This window comes from Stenotrophomonas sp. BIO128-Bstrain, from assembly GCF_030128875.1.
Taxonomy (GTDB): domain Bacteria; phylum Pseudomonadota; class Gammaproteobacteria; order Xanthomonadales; family Xanthomonadaceae; genus Stenotrophomonas; species Stenotrophomonas bentonitica_A.
The window spans coordinates 987,418-1,008,441 of sequence record NZ_CP124620.1 but is presented as its reverse complement, the minus strand read 5'-3'; the positions used below and the strand labels follow the sequence as shown (position 1 = coordinate 1,008,441).

Below are 21,024 nucleotides of genomic sequence, written 5' to 3'. Positions count from 1 at the left end.
TTCTCCCACAGAGCATGGCCGCCACGGCCAAGCGCCCTCAGAACATGAACTGCTCGCTCAGGATCCGGTCTTCCAGATTGTGCTCCGGGTCGAACAGCATGGTGACGCGGCGCTCGCGCGATTCGCGGATGGTGACTTCCACCACATCGCGGGTTTCGTGCGAATCGGCGGTGACGCTGACCGGGCGCTTGTACGGGTCGAGCACGCGGAACCGCACTTCCGTGTCGGCCTTGAGGATCGCACCGCGCCAGCGGCGTGGGCGGTACGGGGCCAGTGGGGTCAGTGCGATGGTGTGCGAGCCCAGCGGCAGGATCGGGCCGTGCGCGGAATAGTTGTAGGCGGTGCTGCCGGCCGGGGTGGCCACCAGCACGCCGTCGCCGATCAGCTCGGCCACGCGTTCCTGGCCATTGAGGTCGATGCCGATGTGCGCGGCCTGGCGGGTCTGGCGCAGCAGCGAGACGTCGTTGTAGGCCAGCGAGCCGGTGGTGGTGCCGGACTCGGTCAGCGCCAGCATCTCCAGCGGGCGCAGGTTGGCCGGCTCGGCCGCAGCCAAGCGTGCCGGCAGGTCGTCATCACGGAACTGGTTCATCAGGAACCCGACCGTGCCCAGCTTCATGCCGAACACCGGTTTGCCCAGCGCGCCATAGCGATGCAGGGTCTGCAGCAGGAAGCCATCACCGCCCAGCGGGCACAGCACCTCGGCCTGCTCGGGCGCGAAGTCGCCATAACGCGCCCGCATCTGTGCCAGCGCAAGCTGCGCCGCTTCGGTGGAGCTGGCCAGGAAGGCGATACGAGGGGAAGCGCTCATCAAACATCCGGTGGGGCGGGTTCGCCAGAGCATACCCGCCACGTCCCCGGTAGGCCACGACCGTTGGTCGTGGCGTAGTGTTGCGGTCATGTCGACGTCCGCACCGACCAACGGTCGGTGCCTGCCGGATGCCGGCCACCGACATAAAAGAACGGCCCCGCGTGAGCGGGGCCGTTGATCAGTCATGCACCTGCCAGATCCAGAAACACACCTCTGGAGCAGAGCCCCCCTGAGTCAGGGGGGCGCGCCGAAGGCGCGGGGGTCTGGACGCAGGGTTTGCATGGGGCCCACGGTTTGCAGGGCAAACCGTGGGGCGTCAGCGCGAATGCGCTTACGCACCATGCTTACGCACCATGCGAAGCCAGCTGGCCCAGGCGCTGCACCGCGACCGAAACGGTCGGGTAGTCCAGGGTCTTCTGCTCGGCCAGTTCGGCCAGCATCGCCAGGGTGAAGCGCAGGCTGCTGTCATCGCGGCCCATCCAGGCGGCGACCTTGGCTTCGGCGCTGTTGCCCTTCATCGACAGGACCTGGGCAGCCAGGTTGCGATGGTGGGCGGCCAGCTCGTCGCGCAGTACGCCACGGGCCACGGCGTGCCAGCGGCCATTGACCTCCAGCGCGTCGATCTGCTCGAACAGCCACGGCAGCTGCAGGGCATCGCCCAGGCGGAAGTGGACCTTGGAGACGTCCACCGGCTTGAGCTTGCGGGTGCGGGCCAGCTCGATGATGTCGAACGCCGGCTCCAGGAACTGCAGTTCCGAGAGCTGCTGCGACAACGCCGGCGGCAGACCCTTGTCCTTCCACTCCTGCACGCTCGCCTCGTAGGCCGGGCGCTGCGAATCCGGCAGCACGCCCGAGGCGTCGCGGATGTCGTTGAACGCGGCCTGGTAGCGGTTGACGGCTTCGGTGATGCCCGGCATGGCGCCCGGACGCGACAGCAGCCAACGCACGAACGAGCGCTGCAGCTTCCAGATCACTTCCAGTGCGTCGATCTGCACCGACTCCGGCAGCGTGCCGTCGAGGGCGTCGATCTGTGCCCACAGGGCGCGTGCGTCCAGCGTTTCACGGCTGATCGTGTACGCCTTGGCGACCTCGGCCACGGTGCGGCCGGTGTCTTCCTGCATGCGCATCAGGAAGGTGGCGCCCATGCGGTTGATGGTCTGGTTGGTCACGGCCGTGGCGATGATTTCGCGCTTCAGGCGGTGACGCTCCATCGCGTCGGCGTACTTCTTCTGCAGGGGCGTGGGGAAGTAACGCTGCAGTTCCTTGGACAGGTACGGATCTTCCGGGATGTCCGACTCGAGCAGCTGCTGGAAGGCCACCAGCTTGGAGTAGGACAACAGCACCGACAGCTCCGGACGGGTCAGGCCCTGGCCACGCGCCTTGCGCGCGGACAGCTCCGCATCCGAGGGCAGGTACTCGATCTGGCGATCCAGCAGGCCCTGCTGTTCCAGCGTGCGGATGAAGTGCTGCTTGGAGCCCAGGCGCTTGACCGCCATGCGTTCCATCAGGCTCAGCGCCTGGTTCTGACGGTAGTTGTCCATCAGCACCAGCGCGGCCACTTCGTCGGTCATCGAGGCCAGCAGCTTGTTGCGCTGCTCGACGGTCAACTTCTTGGCCCGCACCACATCATTGAGCAGGATCTTGATGTTGACTTCGTGGTCGGAGGTGTCCACACCGGCCGAGTTGTCGATGAAGTCGGTGTTGAGCAGCACGCCGGCCTGGGCAGCTTCGATGCGGCCCAGCTGGGTCATGCCCAGGTTGCCGCCCTCGCCCACCACCTTGCAGCGCAGCTCGCCGCCATTGACGCGCAGCGCGTTGTTGGCACGGTCGCCGACGTCGCTGTGCTGCTCGCTGGCCGCCTTGACGTAGGTACCGATGCCGCCGTTCCACAGCAGATCGACCGGCGCCTTCAGGATCGCGCTCATCAGATCGTTCGGGGCCATCGACTTGATGCCCTCGTCCAGGCCCAGCACTTCACGGACCTGCGGGGTGATCTCGATCGACTTCAGCGTACGCGGGTACACGCCGCCGCCCTTGCTGATCAGCTTGGCATCGTAATCGGCCCAGCTGGAACGCGGCACGGTGAACAGACGCTCGCGCTCGACGAAGGTCGTGGCCGCATCCGGGTTCGGGTCCAGGAAAATGTGGCGGTGATCGAACGCGGCGACCAGGCGGATGTGGCGCGACAGCAGCATGCCGTTGCCGAACACGTCGCCGGACATGTCGCCCACGCCGACCGCGGTGAAATCCTGGCTCTGGCTGTCACGGCCCAGCGCACGGAAGTGGCGCTTGACCGACTCCCACGCACCGCGCGCGGTGATGCCCATGCCCTTGTGGTCGTAACCGACCGAGCCACCGGAGGCGAAGGCATCGCCCATCCAGAAGCCATGCGCCACGGCCAGGCCGTTGGCGATGTCGGAGAAGGTCGCAGTGCCCTTGTCGGCGGCCACCACCAGGTACGGGTCGTCCATGTCATGGCGCACGACATCCACCGGCGGCACGATCTTGTTGTTGACGATGTTGTCGGTGATGTCCAGCAGGCCCTGGATGAACAGCTTGTAGCAGGCCACGCCGTTGGCGAAGATCGCATCGCGGTCGCCGTTCACCGGCGGGGTCTTGGCGAAGAAGCCACCCTTCGCACCGACCGGCACGATCACGGTGTTCTTGACCATCTGCGCCTTGACCAGGCCCAGCACCTCGGTACGGAAGTCTTCGCGACGGTCCGACCAGCGCAGGCCACCACGGGCCACCGCACCGAAGCGCAGGTGGGTACCTTCCACGCGCGGGCCGTACACGAAGATTTCGCGGTACGGGCGCGGCTTGGGCAGGTCCGGCACCAGCGCCGAATCGAACTTGAAGCTGATGACGTGGCCCGGGCGGCCCTCGGCATCGGTCTGGTAGTAGCTGGTGCGCAGGGTCGCATCGATCACGCCCATGAAGCTGCGCAGGATGCGGTCTTCATCCAGGCTGGAGACACGGTCCATCAGCTTCAGCAGCGCATCGCGCGCGGCATCCATCTGCACGGTGCGGTCGCCCTTGCGTGCATCGACCACGGTCTTGAGCACTTTCAGGGTGGCTTCGTCACCACCGGCAAGCACGGTCAGGTGTGCGCGCAGCTGGGCCTGGCCCTCGGCGATCGCATCCTTGCTCTCGTTGCCGGTGGCCGGGTCGAAGCGGGCTTCGAACAGCTCCACCAGCAGGCGGGCCAGCAGCGGGTAACGGGTGAAGGTGCCTTCCACGTAGGCCTGCGAGAACGGCACGCCGGTCTGCAGCAGGTACTTGCAGTAGCCGCGCAGCATCGCCACCTGGCGCCAGTGCAGGCCGGCAGCGAGCACGAGGCGGTTGAAGCCGTCGTTCTCGGCATCGCCATGCCACACGCGGGCGAAGGTCTCGCCAAAGGCTTCATCGACGCTCGGTGCATCGATCGCACCGGCCACCGATTCGACTTCGAAGTCCTGCACGTACACCGGCGCGTTGTCGACCGTCAGGCGGTACGGACGCTCGGCAATCACGCGCAGGCCCATGTTTTCCATCATCGGCAGCGCGTCGGACAGCGGGATGTCATCCAGCTGGCGATACAGCTTCAGGCGCAGGCCTTCACCACCTTCGCGCTGCACGGCCTGCAGGCTCAGGCGCAGATCGTCCGGGCCGGTCAGCGCATCCAGCTGGCTGACGTCGTTGGCGGCGATTTCGGTGCTGGAGTCTTCGATGTAACCGGCCGGCAGCGCCTTGCCGATACGCGCGGCGATGCGCAGGCCTTCGCTTTCACCATGACGGGCGACCAGCGCTTCGCGCAGATCGTCCTGCCAGTTGCGCAGCACCTGGGCAAGCTTCTGCTCCAGTTCGCTGGTGTCCACTTCCAGGGACTGGCCAGCCTTCGGGCGCACGATCAGATGCACCTGGGCCAGCGGCGATTCGCCGAGCACCACGGAGCTGTCCACGTACTCACCCTGCAGGGCGTCCTTGAGCATGGCTTCGATGCGCAGGCGCACATCGGTGTTGAAGCGTTCGCGCGGCAGGTACACCAGCGCGGAGATGAAACGGCTGTACTTGTCACGGCGCAGGAACAGGCGGCTGCGCACGCGCTCCTGCAGGCCCAGCACGCCCATGGCGGTGCGGAACAGTTCGTCCTCGCTGGACTGGAACAGTTCTTCGCGCGGCAGGGTTTCCAGGATGTGGCGCAGGGCCTTGCCGCTGTGGCTGCTCGGCGCCAGGCCGGACTTGCTCATCACGTATTCGTGGCGCTGGCGCACCAGCGGGATTTCCCACGGGCGGCGGTTGTAGGCGCTGGAGGTGAACAGGCCCAGGAAGCGCTGTTCGCCGATGATCTTGCCCTTGGCGTCGAACTCCAGCACGCCGATGTAATCCATGTAACCGGAGCGATGCACGCGCGAACGGGCATTGGTCTTGGTCAGGATCAGTGCGTCCTTCAAACCGGAGGTGGCATTGAGCCCCTGCGCGGCGAGGGTCTTGACCGGGCGCGCGGCGGACTTGTCCTGCCCGCGCATCAGGCCAAGGCCGGTGTCGTTCAACGGCGCCAGCACATCTTCCTTGCCCTGCTTCTCGACGCGGTACTCGCGGTAACCGAAGAAGGTGAAGTGATTGTCGGCGGCCCAGCGCAGGAATTCCTGTGCTTCGGCGCGCGAGGCGGCATCAACCGGCAGCTGGCGGCTGCCGAGATCGTCGGCCAGGCTCTGCGCCTTGGCACGCATCGCGTCCCAATCGCGGACGATGGCACGCACCTCGTCCAGCGCCTTGATGATCGCCTTCTCGACGTCGGCCATGGCTTCGGCCGGCTGACGGTCGATTTCCAGCAGCATCACCGATTCGGCGGTGCCGTCGCTGACCGTGGTCAGCTTGCCGGCCTTGTCACGCGCGAAGCGGATCACCGGGTGACCCAGCACGTGCACGCCAACGCCGTGTTCGGCCAGCGACATCGTGACGGTGTCGACCAGGAACGGCATGTCGTCATTGACGATCTGCAGCACCGTATGCGGCGACTCCCACCCGTTGCCCTTCAGCGTCGGGTTGAACACGCGGACGTTGGCCTTGCCGGGCTTGCGCACACGCGCGAATTCCAGCGTGTCCGCTGCCAGTGCGGCCCACTCCTCGGCGCTGTGGTGCGGGAACTCGTCCGCCTCCATGCGCTTGTAGAAGTCGGCGGCAAAAGCCACTGCCTCGGCCTGCCCGGCCGACGGGTAGCGCTTGCGCAAGGCCGTGTACACCGGCTCCAGCGAGAAGCCCACTGGCGAAACAGTCTGCGTATCGGCTGGTTTGGATTTGTTTTTCACGGTCTTGGCTGCTGGTTTTTGCGGTTTCATGACGGAGCGGTGCGTGTTGCTCAGTTGGGAAAATGAAATTGTAGGCCTACCGCACAGAAATACCTTGCTGCAGGACGGAATAAGGTGATTCGGGTTGGGTCCCGTTTACATCGGCGATGTCAATTCGGCGACGTACGGATCAGCGCATGGCGCTCCCTCCGTCGCAGCATCGGCCGCTTCGGTTGCAACTTGACGTTGGTCATCAAAACGCACCGAAAGACAAGGCTTCTACAATTCTGAACTGGACGGTATAGTCCACCGCGTGACTCCCCCACACCCCGCCGCCAGCACGATGGACGCGCGCGATCATCGCGTGTTCGATGCTGTGCGCGAGTTGCTGGCCAGCCAGGGGATGCAGCTGAGCATGGACGCGGTGGCCCAGCATGCCGGCTGCTCCAAGCAGACCCTCTACAGCCGCTATGGAAGCAAGCAGGAACTCCTGCGCCGGGTGATGCAGCGGCATGTGTGCCGCGCGACCGCCGGGCTGCGCTCACTGGACGGTGATGACCTGCGTGGCAGCCTGCTGCAGTTCGCCAACGATTACCTGGATCACTTCAATCAGCCTCACGTGGTCCAGGCCCGGAGGCTGATCGCGACAGAATCCAGCCAGTTCCCCCAGGAAGCCCGCACCCTTTACCAGGACGGCGCCGGGGCACTGGCGCTTCATGTTTCTGAATGGATGGCAACCCGGTCCGCGCAAGGCCAATTGAGGCATGACGACCCGCACTTCATGGCTGAACTGCTATTGAGCATGATCGCCGGCTTGGATTTCGAAAAACAGCGCTTCCACATCCCCCATCGCGCTGACGCCACCGTGCGGCGCCGCTGGGCAGAATTCTCCGTCGACAGCTTCCTGCGCGCGTTCGCTGCGCCCGAAGCCGCCACGGCTTCGCATTCAAACCAACACCGGAGCTTCTCCTGATGATCGCCCCACTCCGCACCCTTGCCCTGACGTGCGCAGTCGCCCTTGCGTTGACCGCCTGCAAGAAGGAAGAGCAGCAGGCCCCGCCGCCGCCGGAAGTGGGCGTGATCGAGGCCAAGCCCCAGACCCTGCCCCTGCAGCGTGAGCTGGTCGGCCGTCTGTCGCCGTACCGCAGTGCCGATGTCCGGGCCCGTGTGCCGGGCGTGCTGCTCAAGCGCGTCTACCAGGAAGGTTCGGATGTGAAGGAAGGCCAGGTGCTGTTCCTGATCGATCCGGCACCGCTGCGCGCTGCGCTCAACGCCGCGCAGGCCGAGCTGACCTCGGCCCAGGCCACCGCCGCGAACGCCAAGGCCGCGGCCAACCGCGCCCGCTCGCTGGCCCCGCAGGCCTATGTCTCCAAGTCCGATCTGGACGCGGCCGAAGCGACCGAGCGTACCGCCGCCGCGGCGGTGCAGCAGGCCCAGGCCTCGCTGGCCAGCGCGAAGATCAACCTCGGCTATGCCGAAGTGCGTTCGCCGATCAGCGGCCGCGCCGGCAAGCAGCAGGTCACCGAAGGCGCACTGGTCGGCCAGGGCGATGTCACCCTGCTGACCACCGTGGACCAGCTCGACCCGCTGTACGTGAACTTCTCCATGAGCGTGGATGAGCTGACCCAGATGCGCGCGGCCCAGGCCAAGGGCGCACTGGCCCTGAGCGGGGACGGCAAGTCCACCGTGCAGGTGAAGCTGGCCGACGGCACCGTCTACGACCAGCCGGGCACGCTGGACTTCTCCTCGACCACGGTCGACCCGGCCACCGGCGCGGTCTCGCTGCGCGCGGTGCTGCCCAACCCGCAGCAGATCCTGCTGCCGGGCGCCTTCGTCAGCTTCCAGGCGACTCTGGGTGAGCGCAACAACGCCTACCTGGTGCCGCTGCAGGCGCTGCAGCGCGACACCACCGGCGGCTACGTGCTGGTGGTCGGCAAGGATGGCAAGGTCATCCGCAAGAACGTGAAGAGCGAAGGCCAGCAGGGCAGCAACTGGCTGGTCAGCGGTGGCCTGGATGCCGGCGACCAGGTGATCGTGGCCGGCGTGCAGAAGGTCAAGGAAGGCGCCCCGGCCAAGGCCGCCCCGTGGAACCCGGCCGCCGGCAACGGCAATGGCCAGGCTCCGGCGGGTGCTGCTCCGGCAGGCGCCGCTCCGGCCGATGCCGCCCAGCCTGACGCCGCTGCCGCCCCGGCCGATGCCGCCGCCACGAAGTCCGACGCCGCTCCGGCTGCCGAACCGAACAAGCAATAACGGGAATCCTCCGTCATGCCTAAATTTTTCATTGAACACCCGGTATTCGCCTGGGTGGTCGCGATCCTGATCTCGCTTGCGGGCGTGATCTCGATCCTGGGTCTGGGCGTGGAGTCCTACCCGAGCATCGCACCGCCCCAGGTGACGGTGAGCGCCACCTACCCCGGCGCCAGCGCCGACACCGCCGAAAAGTCGGTCACCCAGGTGATCGAGCAGCAGCTGACCGGCATCGATCACCTGCTGTACTTCAGCTCCTCCTCGGCCTCCAACGGCCGCGTCACCATCACCTTGACCTTCGAAACCGGCACCGATGCCGATATCGCCCAGGTCCAGGTGCAGAACAAGGTGTCGCTGGCGACCCCTCGCCTGCCGACCGAGGTGACCCAGCAGGGCGTGGTGGTGGCCAAGGCCAACGCCGGCTTCCTGATGGTGGTGGCCCTGCAGTCCGACAGCGCCTCGATCGACCGCGATGCCTTGAACGACATCGTCGGTTCGCGCGTGCTCGACCAGATCTCACGTATCCCCGGCGTGGGCAGCACCCAGCAGTTCGGTTCCGAGTACGCCATGAACATCTGGCTCAACCCGGAAAAGATGCAGGGTTACGGCCTGTCGGCCACCCAGGTGCTGGCCGCGATCAAGGACCAGAACGTGCAGTTCGCAGCCGGTTCGCTGGGCTCGGACCCCTCGCCTGAAGGCCACTACTTCACCGCGACGGTCTCGGCCGAAGGCCGCTTCAGCTCGCCGGAAGAGTTCGAGAACATCATCCTGCGCGCCAACACCGATGGCTCGCGCGTGCTGCTCAAGGACATCGCCCGGATCGCCTTCGGTGCGAACAACTACGGCTTTGATACCCAGTACAACGGCAAGCCGACCGGTGCCTTCGCGATCCAGCTGCTGCCGGGCGCCAACGCACTGAACGTGGCCAACGCGGTCACCGCCAAGATGGACGAACTGGCCCCGAGCTTCCCGGCCGGTGTCAGCTGGTTCTCGCCGTACGACAGCACCACCTTCGTGAAGATCTCGATCGAGGAAGTGGTCAAGACCCTGATCGAAGCGGTCGCGCTGGTCTTCCTGGTGATGCTGATCTTCCTGCAGAACTTCCGCGCCACGCTGATCCCGACCCTGGTCATCCCGGTCGCGCTGCTGGGCACGTTCCTGGGCATGAGCATCATCGGCTTCACCATCAACCAGCTGACGCTGTTTGCGATGGTGCTGGCGATCGGCATCGTGGTCGATGACGCGATCGTGGTGATCGAGAACGTCGAACGCATCATGACCGAGGAGAAGCTGCCGCCCAAGGCCGCCACCCAGAAGGCCATGACCCAGATCACCGGTGCGGTGGTCGCCATTACCGTGGTGCTGGCGGCGGTGTTCATTCCGTCGGCCCTGCAGGGCGGCGCCGCCGGTGAGATCTACAAGCAGTTCGCGCTGACGATCGCCATCGCGATGGCCTTCTCGGCGTTCCTGGCGCTGGGCTTCACCCCGGCACTGTGCGCGACGTTCCTCAAGCCGACGCACAACGACAACCCGAACATCGTCTACCGCACCTTCAACAAGTACTACGACAAGGTCAGCAACACCTACGTGGGCCACATCACCTCGGCGGTGAAGCATGCCCCGCGCTGGATGATCCTGTTCGTGGTGCTGACCGTGCTGTGCGGCTTCCTGTTCACGCGCATGCCGGGCAGCTTCCTGCCCGAAGAAGACCAGGGCTATGCGCTGGCGATCGTGCAGCTGCCGCCGGGCTCGACCAAGTCGCAGACCAACCACGCCTTCGCCCAGATGCGCGGCATCCTGGAAAAGCAGGATGGCTTCGAAGGCATGCTGCAGGTGGCCGGTTTCAGCTTCGTCGGTTCCGGTGAAAACGTGGGCATGGGCTTCATCCGCCTCAAGCCCTGGGCGGACCGCGACATCACCGTGCCCGAGTTCATCAACAACATGAACGGCGCGTTCTTCGGCATCAAGGAAGCGCAGATCTTCGTGGTCAACCTGCCGACCGTGCAGGGCCTGGGCCAGTTCGGCGGCTTCGACATGTGGCTGCAGGACCGTGGCGGCGTGGGCTATGAGCAGTTGACGCAGGCCCGCAACATCCTGCTCGGCAAGGCGGCGCAGGAAAGCGACCTGCTGACCGGCGTGCGCCCGAACGGCCTGGAAAACGCCCCGCAGCTGCAGTTGCACGTGGACCGCGTGCAGGCGCAGACCATGGGGCTGTCGGTGTCGGACGTGTACAGCACCATCCAGCTGATGCTGGCCCCGGTGTACGTCAACGACTTCTTCTATGAAGGCCGCATCAAGCGCGTGACCCTGCAGGCCGATGGTCCGTACCGCACCGGTGCGGAGTCGTTGAACAGCTTCTACACGCCCAGCACGCTGCAGACCAACGCCGACGGTACGCAGGCGATGATTCCGCTGAGCACCGTGGTGAAGTCCGAGTGGGTGTCCGCCCCGCCGTCGCTGAGCCGCTACAACGGTTACTCGGCGGTCAACATCGTCGGCTCGCAGGCGGAAGGCCGCAGCTCGGGCGAGGCGATGCAGGCGATGGAACGGATCGTCAACGACGACCTGCCGGCCGGCTTCGGTTACGACTGGTCGGGCATGTCCTACCAGGAAATCCTGGCCGGCAACGCCGCGACCCTGCTGCTGGTGCTGTCCATCGTGGTGGTGTTCCTCTGCCTGGCCGCGCTGTATGAAAGCTGGTCGATCCCGGTGGCGGTGCTGCTGGTGGTGCCGCTGGGTGTCCTGGGCGCGCTGGCCTTCTCGCTCGCACGTGGCCTGCCGAACGATCTGTACTTCAAGATCGGCCTGATCACCGTGATCGGCCTGGCCGCGAAGAATGCGATCCTGATCGTGGAGTTCGCGGTGGAGCAGCGGGCCGCAGGCAAGAACCTGCGCGAAGCGACCATCGAAGCCTCCCGCCTGCGTTTCCGCCCGATCCTGATGACCTCCTTCGCCTTCATCATGGGCGTGGTGCCGATGGCCATCTCCACCGGTGCCGGCGCCAACGCACGTCACGCGATCGGTACCGGCGTGATCGGCGGCATGGTGTTCGCCACCTTCCTGGGTCTGCTGATGATCCCGGTGTTCTTCGTGGTGGTCCGCCGCATGCTGGGCGACAAGCTGGACGAACCGTCCAAGGAGTTCCTGGAACGCCAGGGCGAAGCCAACACGGCGCACCGTCCGGATCGTTAAGGGACAGGGGCAGCCCCGGTTGCCCCACCGCAGGTGACCACCGTGGGTGGTCACGCTGAAACGAAAAAGCCCCGGCGCGAGCCGGGGCTTTTTTGTGTGTCATGCATGCCGGGTCACACCATGTGTGGCTGACCGGAAGCGATCCCGGTAGTGCCGGCCGCTGGCCGGCTCCTCCGGTTGCTCGGGAAGGGCCGCCTGGTTGCCGGCCAGCGGCCGGCACTACCTGGCGAGCAGCTGCCGGCGATCAATTCACGCGGATGGCGCCCCATACCGCGCAGACGACCACGATCGCCAGCGACGGCCACTGCATCGGCATGTAGAAGAAATGGTGACGGGCAGGCTCGCCGGGCGCGCGCGCACCGTGATTGAGAAATGTCCCCAGCAGCACATTGATGAACGCCCCGGTGGCGAAACCGAACAACAGCTGCCGCAGCGACGTATTGCCGTGGTCGACGCTCGGATCCGGCCACAGCCACATCAACAGCAGCAGGGCCGCGATGGGCGTGAGCAGCGTCAGGAACCCTGCGCCTCGATAGATCACCATGGAATCTCCTGCAGAACGGAACCGCATATTCTGCACTACGCGTGCCGACCAACGGTCGGCACCTACCTGGCTGGCGGTCGCGAGGCGACGGCCGTCGCCAGCAGGCCACGACCGTGGGTCGTGGCCGTCGAACCTCAGCGCAGACCCGTCTCGTTGCGCGCGATTACCAACCGCTGGATCTCCGAGGTGCCCTCGTAGATCTCGGTGATCTTGGCATCACGGAAGTAACGCTCCAGCGGCATTTCCTTGGAGTAGCCCATGCCGCCGTGGATCTGCACCGCCTGGTGGGTGATCCACATGGCCGCTTCGGAGGCGGTCAGCTTGGCGATCGCCGCTTCATTGCTGAAACGCTTGCCCTGGCCCTTCACCCATGCCGCGCGCAGGGTCAGCAGCAGGGCTGCGTCCAGCTTGCATTTCATGTCGGCGATCTTGGCCTGGGTCATCTGGAAGGTGCCGATCGCCGCGCCGAAGGCCTTGCGGTCCTTCACGTATTCGATCGTCGCCTCATACGCGGCACGCGCAATGCCGATCGCCTGCGAGGCGATCCCGATGCGGCCGGCGTCTAGCACGCCCATGGCGATCTTGAAGCCCTCGCCTTCCTTGCCGACGACATCCTCGGCGGCCGCCACGTAATCCTGGAACTCGATTTCGCAGGTGGCCGAGGCACGGATGCCCAGCTTCGGCTCGGTCTTGCCGCGGTGGAAGCCGGCCTTGTCGGTGTCGATCATGAACGCGGTGATGCCACGCGCGCCCTGGTCCGGATCGGTCATCGCAAACAGCACGATGTACTTGGCGACCGGGCCGGAGGTGATCCAGCTTTTCTTGCCGTTGATCACGTAAGTGCCATCGGCCTGCTTGACCGCCCGGCAGCGCATCGCCGTCGCATCCGACCCGGACTGCGGCTCGGTCAGCGCGAACGCGCCGATGGCCTCGCCCTCGGCGATGGCGCGCACGTACTTCTGCTTCTGCGCTTCACTGCCATGGGTCAGGATGCCGTTGCAGAACAGCGAATTGTTGACCGACATGATCGTCGAATGCGCAGCGTCTCCGGCGGCGACCTCCACCATCGCCAGGACGTAGGCGATCGGGTCCATGCCCGCGCCGCCGTATTCTTCAGGCACTTCGATGCCCATCAGACCGTTCTCGCCCAGCAGGCGGATGTTCTCCAGCGGGAACTCGCCGGTACGATCGTGGTGTTCGGCGCTGGGCGCGATTTTTTCCTGCGCGATACGGCGCGCAACGTCCTGCAGCATCAACTGCTCTTCGGTAAAGCTGAAATCCACAACACCCTCCCGGGTACAGAGTGAAAGGGGCCGCAGTGCGCGCGGCCCGGTCGGGCGATTGTACGGGGGGCGGGGAGAGGACGCCTGACTTGACCGCACCGCCGCCAAAGGACGAAAATATCTCTATATCGCGATAGGTAGATATTTATGGATCTCGAGGACTGGTCCGTCCGGCTGAAAGTGTTCGCCGACGCCACCCGGGTGCGCCTGCTGGCGCTGCTGGAACAGGAAGAACTCACCGTGGCCGAGCTGTCGGCCATCACCACGCTGGCCCAGCCGCGGGTGTCCACCCATCTGGCCCGGCTCAAGGAAGCCGGCCTGGTCCGCGACCGTCGCTCGGGCGTCTCGGCGTATTACCGCTTCGATGACGCCGCGCTGGATCCGGCGCAGCGCGCATTGTGGCATGCCCTGAGCACCGGCAGCGACGATCCGCTGCTGCGCAAGGATGCTGAACGCGTGGCCGCGGTGATGGCCAGCCGCGCCGCCGACCAGAACTGGGCCGACAGCGTCGCCGGCGACATGGAACGCCATTACTCCCCCGGCCGCACCTGGGAGGCGCTGGCGCGCACCGCGCTGCCGCTGCTGGAAACCGGTGACGTGCTTGATATCGCCTCCGGTGACGGCGTATTGGCCGAACTGGTCGCCCCGCATGCCAAGCGCTATGTCTGCATCGACACCAGCGCGCGCGTGGTCGCCGCCGCCAGCGAGCGCCTGCGCCGGCTGGCCAACGTGGAAGTGCGCGAAGGCGACATGCACGCCCTGCCCTTCCCCGACCAGAGCTTCGATCTGGTGGTGCTGATGCACGCACTGACCTACGCGGCCAAGCCGGCCCAGGCCGTCGCCGAGGGCGCGCGCGTGCTGCGCCCGGGCGGTCGCCTGCTGCTGTGCAGCCTGGCCCGTCACGAACACCGTGCGGCCGTGGACGCGTATGGCCACGTCAACCTTGGTTTCAGCGACAAGGAACTGCGCAAGTTCGTGGAGAAGGCCGGCCTGGTCGTCTCCAGCCTGGAAACCGTGACCCGCGAGAAGCGCCCGCCGCATTTCGAAGTCATTTCGCTGATTGCCAGCAAGCCCTGAGGTCTGCCCATGCCATCCCTGCCCTGGCTCCACCCCGACCGCGTGCATGCGCTGGAAACGGCGCTGGCCCAGCGCATCCTGATCATCGATGGCGCCATGGGCACGATGATCCAGCGGCACGGGCTGGAGGAGGACGATTACCGCGGCGAGCGTTTCGCCGGGGGGTACGACCATCACCACGGTCCCGGCTGCGACCATGCCGCATCCGGCGAGGCGCCGCAGGGCCATGACCTCAAGGGCAACAACGACCTGTTGCTGTTGACCCGCCCGGAGGTCATCGGCGGCATCCACACCGCCTATCTGGAGGCCGGTGCCGATCTGGTCGAGACCAACACCTTCAACGCGACCTCGGTCAGCCAGGCCGACTACCACCTTGAGCACCTGGTCTACGAGCTCAACAAAGCCGGTGCCGCCGTGGCGCGGGCCTGCTGCGATGCGGTCGCGGCGACCACGCCGGGCAAGCCCCGCTTCGTGATCGGGGTGCTCGGCCCGACCAGCCGCACCGCCTCGATCAGCCCGGACGTGAACGATCCGGGTTTCCGCAATACCAGCTTCGATGCGCTGCGCGAGACCTATCGCGAGGCCATCGATGGGCTGATCGACGGCGGTGCCGACACCCTGATGGTGGAAACCATCTTCGACACGCTCAACGCCAAAGCCGCGCTGTTCGCCATCGAAGAAGTGTTCGATGCCCGCGGCGGGCGGCTGCCGGTGATGATCTCCGGCACCATCACCGATGCGTCCGGGCGCACGTTGTCCGGGCAGACGGCAGAGGCGTTCTACGCCTCGGTCGCGCACGGTCGGCCGCTGTCGATCGGGCTGAACTGCGCGCTCGGTGCCAGCGACATGCGGCCCCACGTGGAGACGCTGTCGACCGTGGCGGAGTGCCTGGTCAGCGCACACCCGAATGCGGGCCTGCCCAATGCATTCGGCGAGTACGACGAAACCCCGGAAGAAATGGCGACCACGCTGCGCGAGTTCGCCAGCGCCGGCCTGCTCAACCTGGTGGGCGGCTGCTGCGGCACTACCCCGGCGCACATCCGCGCGATCGCCGAGGCGGTGGCCGATCTGCCGCCGCGCCGCCTGCCGGCGCCACCGCTGGAAGATGCGGCATGACCGCACCTGCTCCCCGTTCCCGTTGTCGTTGACCTTCCTCCGCCAGCCCGTGCCAGCCTGCCCATGACGTCTTCCCGCCACACCCGCCTGTCCGGTCTCGAGCCGCTGGTCATCACCCCGGACCTGCTGTTCGTCAACATCGGCGAGCGCACCAACGTCACCGGCAGTGCGCAGTTCCGCAAGCTGGTGAAGGAAGAGCGTTACGAGGAGGCGGTGGAAGTGGCGCGCCAGCAGGTCGCCAATGGCGCGCAGATCCTCGATGTGAACATGGACGAGGGCCTGATCGATTCCGAAAAGGCGATGACGCGCTATCTGAATCTGATCATGTCCGAGCCGGACATCGCGCGCATTCCGGTGATGGTCGATTCGTCCAAGTGGAGCGTGATCGAGGCCGGGCTGAAGTGCCTGCAGGGCAAGAGCGTGGTCAACTCGATCTCGCTCAAGGAAGGCGAAGCGCAGTTCATCGAGCAGGCGCGCAAGGTACTGCGCTACGGCGCGGCCGCGGTGGTGATGGCCTTCGATGAGGACGGCCAGGCCGATACCTGCGCGCGCAAGGTCGAGATCTGCACCCGCGCCTACCGGATCCTGACCGAACAGGTCGGCTTCCCGCCGCAGGACATCATCTTCGACCCGAACATCTTCGCCGTCGCCACCGGTATCGAGGAACACGACAACTACGCGGTCGACTTCATCGAAGCCACCCGCATCATCAAGCGCACCCTGCCGCACTGCCATGTCTCCGGCGGTGTCTCCAATGTGTCCTTCTCCTTCCGCGGCAATGAAACCGTACGCCAGGCGATCCACTCCGTGTTCCTGTTCCATGCCATTGGCGCGGGCATGGACATGGGCATCGTCAATGCCGGCGCGATGCCGATCTACGATGACCTGGACCCGGAACTGCGCGAGCGCGTGGAGGATGTGATCCTCAACCGCCGCAGCGACGGCACCGAGCGCTTGCTGGAGATCGCCGAGCGTTACAAGGGCAAGAAAGGCGAAGTGCGCGGCGAAGATCTGGCCTGGCGCGAGAAGCCGGTCAACGACCGCCTTGCGCATGCGCTCGTACACGGCATGGACGCCTGGGTCGAGCAGGACACCGAAGAAGCGCGTGCGCGCTCGACGCGGCCGCTGGATGTGATCGAGGGGCCGCTGATGGACGGCATGAACATCGTCGGTGACCTGTTCGGCGCCGGCAAGATGTTCCTGCCGCAGGTGGTCAAGTCCGCACGCGTGATGAAAAAGGCGGTGGCCTACCTGCTGCCCTACATCGAGGCCGAGAAGGCACGCAGTGGCGACACCGCCAAGAGCAACGGCAAGATCATCATGGCCACGGTCAAGGGCGACGTGCACGACATCGGCAAGAACATCGTCGGCGTGGTCCTGGCCTGCAACAACTTCGATGTGGTCGATCTGGGCGTGATGGTGCCGGCGCAGAAGATCCTCGACGCCGCGCGTGCTGAAAACGCGGACATCATCGGCCTGTCCGGGCTGATCACCCCCTCGCTGGAAGAGATGAGCCACGTCGCCCGCGAGATGGAGCGGCAGGGCTTCACGATGCCGCTGATGATCGGCGGCGCCACCACCTCGCGTGCGCACACGGCGCTGAAGATCGACCCGCATTACAAGGCGCCCACGGTGTGGGTGAAGGATGCCTCGCGCGCGGTCGGCGTCGCGCAGTCGCTGATCTCGCGCGAGCTGCGCGATGCCTTCGTGGCCGCCAATGAGGCCGACTACGCCGACATCCGCCAGCGCCACCGCAACCGTGGCGATGCCAAGCGCCTGGTGCCCCTGGCCAAGGCACGCGCCCAGCGCTTCGTGGGCGACTGGGCGAACTACACGCCGCCGACGCCGCGCAGGCCGGGCCTGCATGTGCTCGACGATTACCCGTTGGCCGACCTGGTCGAGGTGATCGATTGGACCCCGTTCTTCCAAGCCTGGGAACTGGCCGGCAAGTTCCCGGCGATCCTGACCGACGAGATCGTCGGGCCCCAGGCGACGGATCTGTACCAGGATGCCCGCGCGATGCTCTCCCGCATCGTCGAGGAGAAGTGGCTGACTGCCAAGGCGGTGTTCGGGCTGTGGCCGGCCAACAGCGTCGGCGATGACGTGCACCTGCGCACCGACAACGGCCCGGCCGTGCTGCACTTCCTGCGCCAGCAGGTCGACAAGCCGGTCGAGCGCCCGGACTTCTGCCTGGCCGATTTCATTGCCCCGGCCGACACGGGCAAGCAGGACTGGATCGGCGCGTTCGCCGTGACCGCCGGCATCGGCATCGACCCGCACGTGGCCCGTTTCGAGGCCGACCATGACGACTACAACGCGATCCTGCTCAAGGCACTGGCCGACCGCCTGGCCGAAGCCCTGGCCGAGCGCCTGCACCAGCACGTACGCATGGATTACTGGGGCTACCAGCCCGATGAGCAGCTGGACAATGAGTCGCTGATCGCCGAGAAGTACACCGGCATCCGCCCTGCCCCGGGCTATCCGGCCTGCCCGGAGCACAGCGAGAAGGCCACGCTGTTCCACTTGCTCGACGCCGAGCGCACTGCGGACATGCAGCTGACCGAGAGCTTTGCGATGCTGCCCACCGCGGCGGTATCGGGTTACTACTTCAGCCACCCGCAGAGCCAGTATTTCGTGGTCGGCCGGGTCTCGCGCGAGCAGGTGGTGGACTATGCCAAGCGCAAGGGCGTGGACCGCGTGCAGGCCGAACGCTGGCTGGCCTCCAACCTGGATTACGATCCGGAATGACCGCGTCACCCGACCCACGGTCGGGTGCTACCGGCATAATGCACGGGTAGGCACCCACTGTTGGCGGGTGCGCGCCCTCCGAGACCCTGCATGACCGCCCTCCCCCGCGACGCCGTCCCGGCCGTCCGCCTCTCGTCGTTCTACCTGGTCTACTACGCCGCCCTCGGCGCGTTCACGCCCTACTGGTCGCTGTTCCTGACCTCGCGCGGCATGAGCGTCACCGCGATCAGCGTGATGATGGGGCTGTGGTATGCCACCCGTATCGTCGCGCCGACCACGTGGACCTCCATTGCCGCCGCCTCGCCGCGCCCGATCTTCTGGCTGCGGCTGGGCTGTGTGCTCACGCTGCTGACGTTCTGCGCCTTCCTGCTGCCGTTGCCGCAGCCCTGGCTGTGCCCGGCGATGATCGCGTTCTGCTTCTTCTACAACGCAGTGATGCCGCAGTTCGAATCGATCACGCTGACCCACCTGGGCAGCGACAGCCATCGCTACGGACTTATCCGGGTGTGGGGCTCGCTGGGTTTCATCGTGGTGGTGATGCTGTTTGGCTGGATCATCGAAGGTGACGGCGGCGCCGGCAATGCACACCTGCTGCCGTGGCTGATGCTGCCGCTGTTCGGCCTGCTTACGGCCTCGGGCTTCGCCAACCGCTATGCGCGCAACCTGCAGCGCAGCGACGGCGATGTCACTGGTTTCTGGCAGATCGTGCGCAAGCCGCAGGTACTGGCGTTCTTCCTGGCCGCCTTCATGGAGCAGCTGTCGTTCGGCCCGTACTACACGTTCTTCTCGGTCTACATGGACCACCACGGCTACGCGACTTCCACGCTGGGCGTGTTGTGGACGGTCGGGGTGGTGTTCGAAGTCGGCGTGTTCTTCACCATCGGCCGCTTCTTCCGCCGCTATGACGCCAGCTGGATGCTGCTGATCGCCCTGCTCAGCTCCACCGTGCGCTGGGCGATCACCGCACTGTTCCCGCAGAACCTGCCGGTGATGCTGGTCGCCCAGACCGCGCATGCACTGGGCTTTGCGGCCTTCTTCGCCGCTGCGATGCAGATGCTGGCCACCTACTTCCCCGGCCGCCTCAATGGGCACGGCCAGGGCGTGTTGTACGGCTTCTCCTCGGGTGTGGGCGGTGTGCTCGGTGCGTTGATCGCGGGCCAGCTGTGGCCGATCGATCAGGGCCGCACCGCATTCCTGGCGGCCAGCGGATTCGCGCTGGCCGGCGCCCTGCTGTGCTTCTTCGCGATCAGCCTGCCGCTGTTGCGGGCCGCCAGCCGGAAGCCCGGGGCCGTGTAGCGCCACGCCGTGCGTGGCCCTGCCGTCACGTTGGTGCCGGTACGCTCGGGATTCCCCAACCCCGGAGTCCCCATGCGAAGTTCCCTTCGCCTGCCGACCCTGTTCACCGCCCTCGTGGCGGCCTGTGCCACCGCGAACGCAGCCCCCCCGATCATTCTCGACAACGCCCGCGTGTTCGACGGCGAACGCGACCTGGGCATCACCACGCTGACGCTGCGCGATGAGCGCATCGCACACATCGGCCCACCGCCGCCCGCACTGGCCAAGGGTGCCAAGCGCATCGACTACCAGGGCAAGATGATCCTGCCCGGCCTGGTCAGCAACCACATCCACGTCGGCAATACCGACGGGCTGGAGCATGGCGACCGCTTCTACACCCGTGATCACGTGCTCCGCGACCTGCAGCAGTTCCAGCGCTACGGCATCACCACGGTGACCGCGCTGGGCATGAACGGCGCTGCGTTCACCACGATCCGCGCCGAAGTCCGTGACCAACCCACGCTCGGTGCGCAGCTGTACGGCGCCGGTGGCGGCATCGGCGCGGCCGCAGGCGCCCCGCCGGCCAAAACGATGGGGCTCGAGCACGACCCCGTGGCACGCCCGACCACGCCCGACCAGGCCCGCGCCGCGGTCCGCGCGCAGCAGCAGGCCGGGGTGGACGTGATCAAGCTGTGGGTGGACGACCTCGGTGGCCGCTTCCCGATGATGGCGCCACCGATCTACCGCGCGGCGATCGATGAGGCGCACCAGCACCAGCTCAAGGTGGCCGCGCACATCCACGACCAGGCGCCGGCAGCGGATCTGGTCGAGGCCGGCGTGGACATCATCGCGCACGGCATCCGCGATACGCCGGTCGCCCCGGCGCTGGTCAGCGCGATGCGCGACAAGGGCGTGTGGTACATCCCGACGGTCAACATCGACGAGGCGAATTATCTGTACGCAGAGAACCCGCAGTGGCTGCAGCAGCCGTTCGTGGCCAACGCCCTGCCGGCAGCCGTGCGTGAGCGCTGGCAGCAACCACAGTGGCAGAAGGCGCAGCTGGCGGGCGATGGCATCCCCAAGGCACGCGCAGCGGTGGCCATGAACCTGCGTAATCTGAAAACGCTGCACGAGGCCGGTGTGAACATCGGCTTCGGTACCGATGCCGGCGCGATGCCGCAGCGCGTGATCGGCGTCGCCGAGCATCGCGAGCTGGAGCTGATGACCCAGGCCGGTTTCACCCCGGCGCAGGCGTTGCAGGTAGCCACCGCCGACGCCGCACGCCTGCTTGGCCTGGACGATCGCGGTCGGATCGCGGTCGGTCGCCGTGCGGATCTGCTGGTTCTGGGGGCCAACCCGCTTCAGGACATCCGCAACAGCCGCCGGATCGATGCGGTCTGGCAGGCGGGCCAGCAGGTCGCCGGCCCGATCGAGGCCGAAGCAGGCACGGCTGCCCGCGACTGA

The 21,024-nt window shown here is 66.3% G+C and carries 11 protein-coding genes and 1 pseudogene; 8 read left to right on the top strand and 4 right to left on the bottom strand.

Going from position 1 to position 21,024, the window contains the following annotated elements; translation table 11 throughout:
* Nucleotides 1–37: 37 nt before the first annotated feature.
* Together POS15_RS04495 and POS15_RS04490 are read right to left on the bottom strand one after the other, a co-directional pair.
* Nucleotides 38–808, bottom strand: coding sequence for an NAD kinase (locus POS15_RS04495; protein WP_046273326.1), 771 nt, complete (start codon nt 806–808; stop codon nt 38–40).
* Nucleotides 809–1,152: 344 nt separating this feature from the next.
* Nucleotides 1,153–6,045 (bottom strand): annotated as a pseudogene (locus tag POS15_RS04490) (NAD-glutamate dehydrogenase domain-containing protein); the annotation flags it as partial.
* Between the two features lie 376 nt (nt 6,046–6,421).
* Here POS15_RS04490 and POS15_RS04485 point away from each other — a divergent pair.
* Genes POS15_RS04485 through POS15_RS04475 form a run of 3 tightly spaced genes read left to right on the top strand, consistent with a single transcriptional unit; the run spans nt 6,422 to nt 11,517 of the window.
* Complete coding sequence (locus tag POS15_RS04485; protein ID WP_019184364.1) at nt 6,422–7,051, top strand: TetR/AcrR family transcriptional regulator; 630 nt, start codon at nt 6,422–6,424, stop codon at nt 7,049–7,051.
* A complete protein-coding gene (locus tag POS15_RS04480; RefSeq protein WP_019184365.1) occupies nt 7,051–8,328 on the top strand; it encodes an efflux RND transporter periplasmic adaptor subunit in 1,278 nt (425 codons plus the stop codon). The genes POS15_RS04485 and POS15_RS04480 overlap by 1 nt, the downstream gene beginning before the upstream one ends.
* A 15-nt stretch (nt 8,329–8,343) precedes the next feature.
* On the top strand, nt 8,344–11,517 hold the full coding sequence (locus POS15_RS04475) for a multidrug efflux RND transporter permease subunit (RefSeq protein WP_046274306.1): 3,174 nt from the start codon (nt 8,344–8,346) through the stop codon (nt 11,515–11,517).
* Between the two features lie 244 nt (nt 11,518–11,761).
* Here the strand turns inward: POS15_RS04475 and POS15_RS04470 are convergent, their stop codons facing one another.
* The gene (locus tag POS15_RS04470) at nt 11,762–12,061 is read right to left on the bottom strand and encodes a hypothetical protein (RefSeq protein WP_284129062.1); all 300 of its coding nucleotides are present in this window, start codon (nt 12,059–12,061) and stop codon (nt 11,762–11,764) included.
* A gap of 134 nt (nt 12,062–12,195) precedes the next feature.
* On the bottom strand, nt 12,196–13,344 hold the full coding sequence (locus POS15_RS04465) for an acyl-CoA dehydrogenase family protein (RefSeq protein WP_070425471.1): 1,149 nt from the start codon (nt 13,342–13,344) through the stop codon (nt 12,196–12,198).
* Between the two features lie 147 nt (nt 13,345–13,491).
* Here POS15_RS04465 and POS15_RS04460 point away from each other — a divergent pair, with 147 nt between their 5' ends.
* From POS15_RS04460 to POS15_RS04440, 5 genes are all read left to right on the top strand, one after another.
* Nucleotides 13,492–14,421, top strand: a complete 930-nt coding sequence (locus POS15_RS04460) for a metalloregulator ArsR/SmtB family transcription factor (RefSeq protein ID WP_284129061.1) — start codon at nt 13,492–13,494, stop codon at nt 14,419–14,421.
* A gap of 9 nt (nt 14,422–14,430) precedes the next feature.
* Nucleotides 14,431–15,537, top strand: a complete 1,107-nt coding sequence (locus POS15_RS04455) for a homocysteine S-methyltransferase family protein (protein ID WP_284129060.1) — start codon at nt 14,431–14,433, stop codon at nt 15,535–15,537.
* A gap of 6 nt (nt 15,538–15,543) precedes the next feature.
* The gene (gene metH / locus POS15_RS04450) at nt 15,544–18,285 is read left to right on the top strand and encodes a methionine synthase (protein WP_265183210.1); all 2,742 of its coding nucleotides are present in this window, start codon (nt 15,544–15,546) and stop codon (nt 18,283–18,285) included.
* Nucleotides 18,286–18,375: 90 nt separating this feature from the next.
* On the top strand, nt 18,376–19,581 hold the full coding sequence (locus tag POS15_RS04445) for an MFS transporter (RefSeq protein WP_284129059.1): 1,206 nt from the start codon (nt 18,376–18,378) through the stop codon (nt 19,579–19,581).
* A 72-nt stretch (nt 19,582–19,653) separates the two neighbouring features.
* A complete protein-coding gene (locus tag POS15_RS04440) occupies nt 19,654–21,024 on the top strand; it encodes an amidohydrolase family protein (protein ID WP_284129058.1) in 1,371 nt (456 codons plus the stop codon).

Bases quoted from the DNA above. Each gene is read 5' to 3' on its own strand.
- POS15_RS04470 (WP_284129062.1), bottom strand. From the start codon at position 12,061: ATGGTGATCTATCGAGGCGCAGGGTTCCTGACGCTGCTCACGCCCATC.
- POS15_RS04445 (WP_284129059.1), top strand. From the start codon at position 18,376: ATGACCGCCCTCCCCCGCGACGCCGTCCCGGCCGTCCGCCTCTCGTCG.
- POS15_RS04440 (WP_284129058.1), top strand. From the start codon at position 19,654: ATGCGAAGTTCCCTTCGCCTGCCGACCCTGTTCACCGCCCTCGTGGCG.
- POS15_RS04460 (WP_284129061.1), top strand. From the start codon at position 13,492: ATGGATCTCGAGGACTGGTCCGTCCGGCTGAAAGTGTTCGCCGACGCC.
- POS15_RS04495 (WP_046273326.1), bottom strand. From the start codon at position 808: ATGAGCGCTTCCCCTCGTATCGCCTTCCTGGCCAGCTCCACCGAAGCG.
- POS15_RS04480 (WP_019184365.1), top strand. From the start codon at position 7,051: ATGATCGCCCCACTCCGCACCCTTGCCCTGACGTGCGCAGTCGCCCTT.
- POS15_RS04475 (WP_046274306.1), top strand. From the start codon at position 8,344: ATGCCTAAATTTTTCATTGAACACCCGGTATTCGCCTGGGTGGTCGCG.
- POS15_RS04455 (WP_284129060.1), top strand. From the start codon at position 14,431: ATGCCATCCCTGCCCTGGCTCCACCCCGACCGCGTGCATGCGCTGGAA.
- POS15_RS04485 (WP_019184364.1), top strand. From the start codon at position 6,422: ATGGACGCGCGCGATCATCGCGTGTTCGATGCTGTGCGCGAGTTGCTG.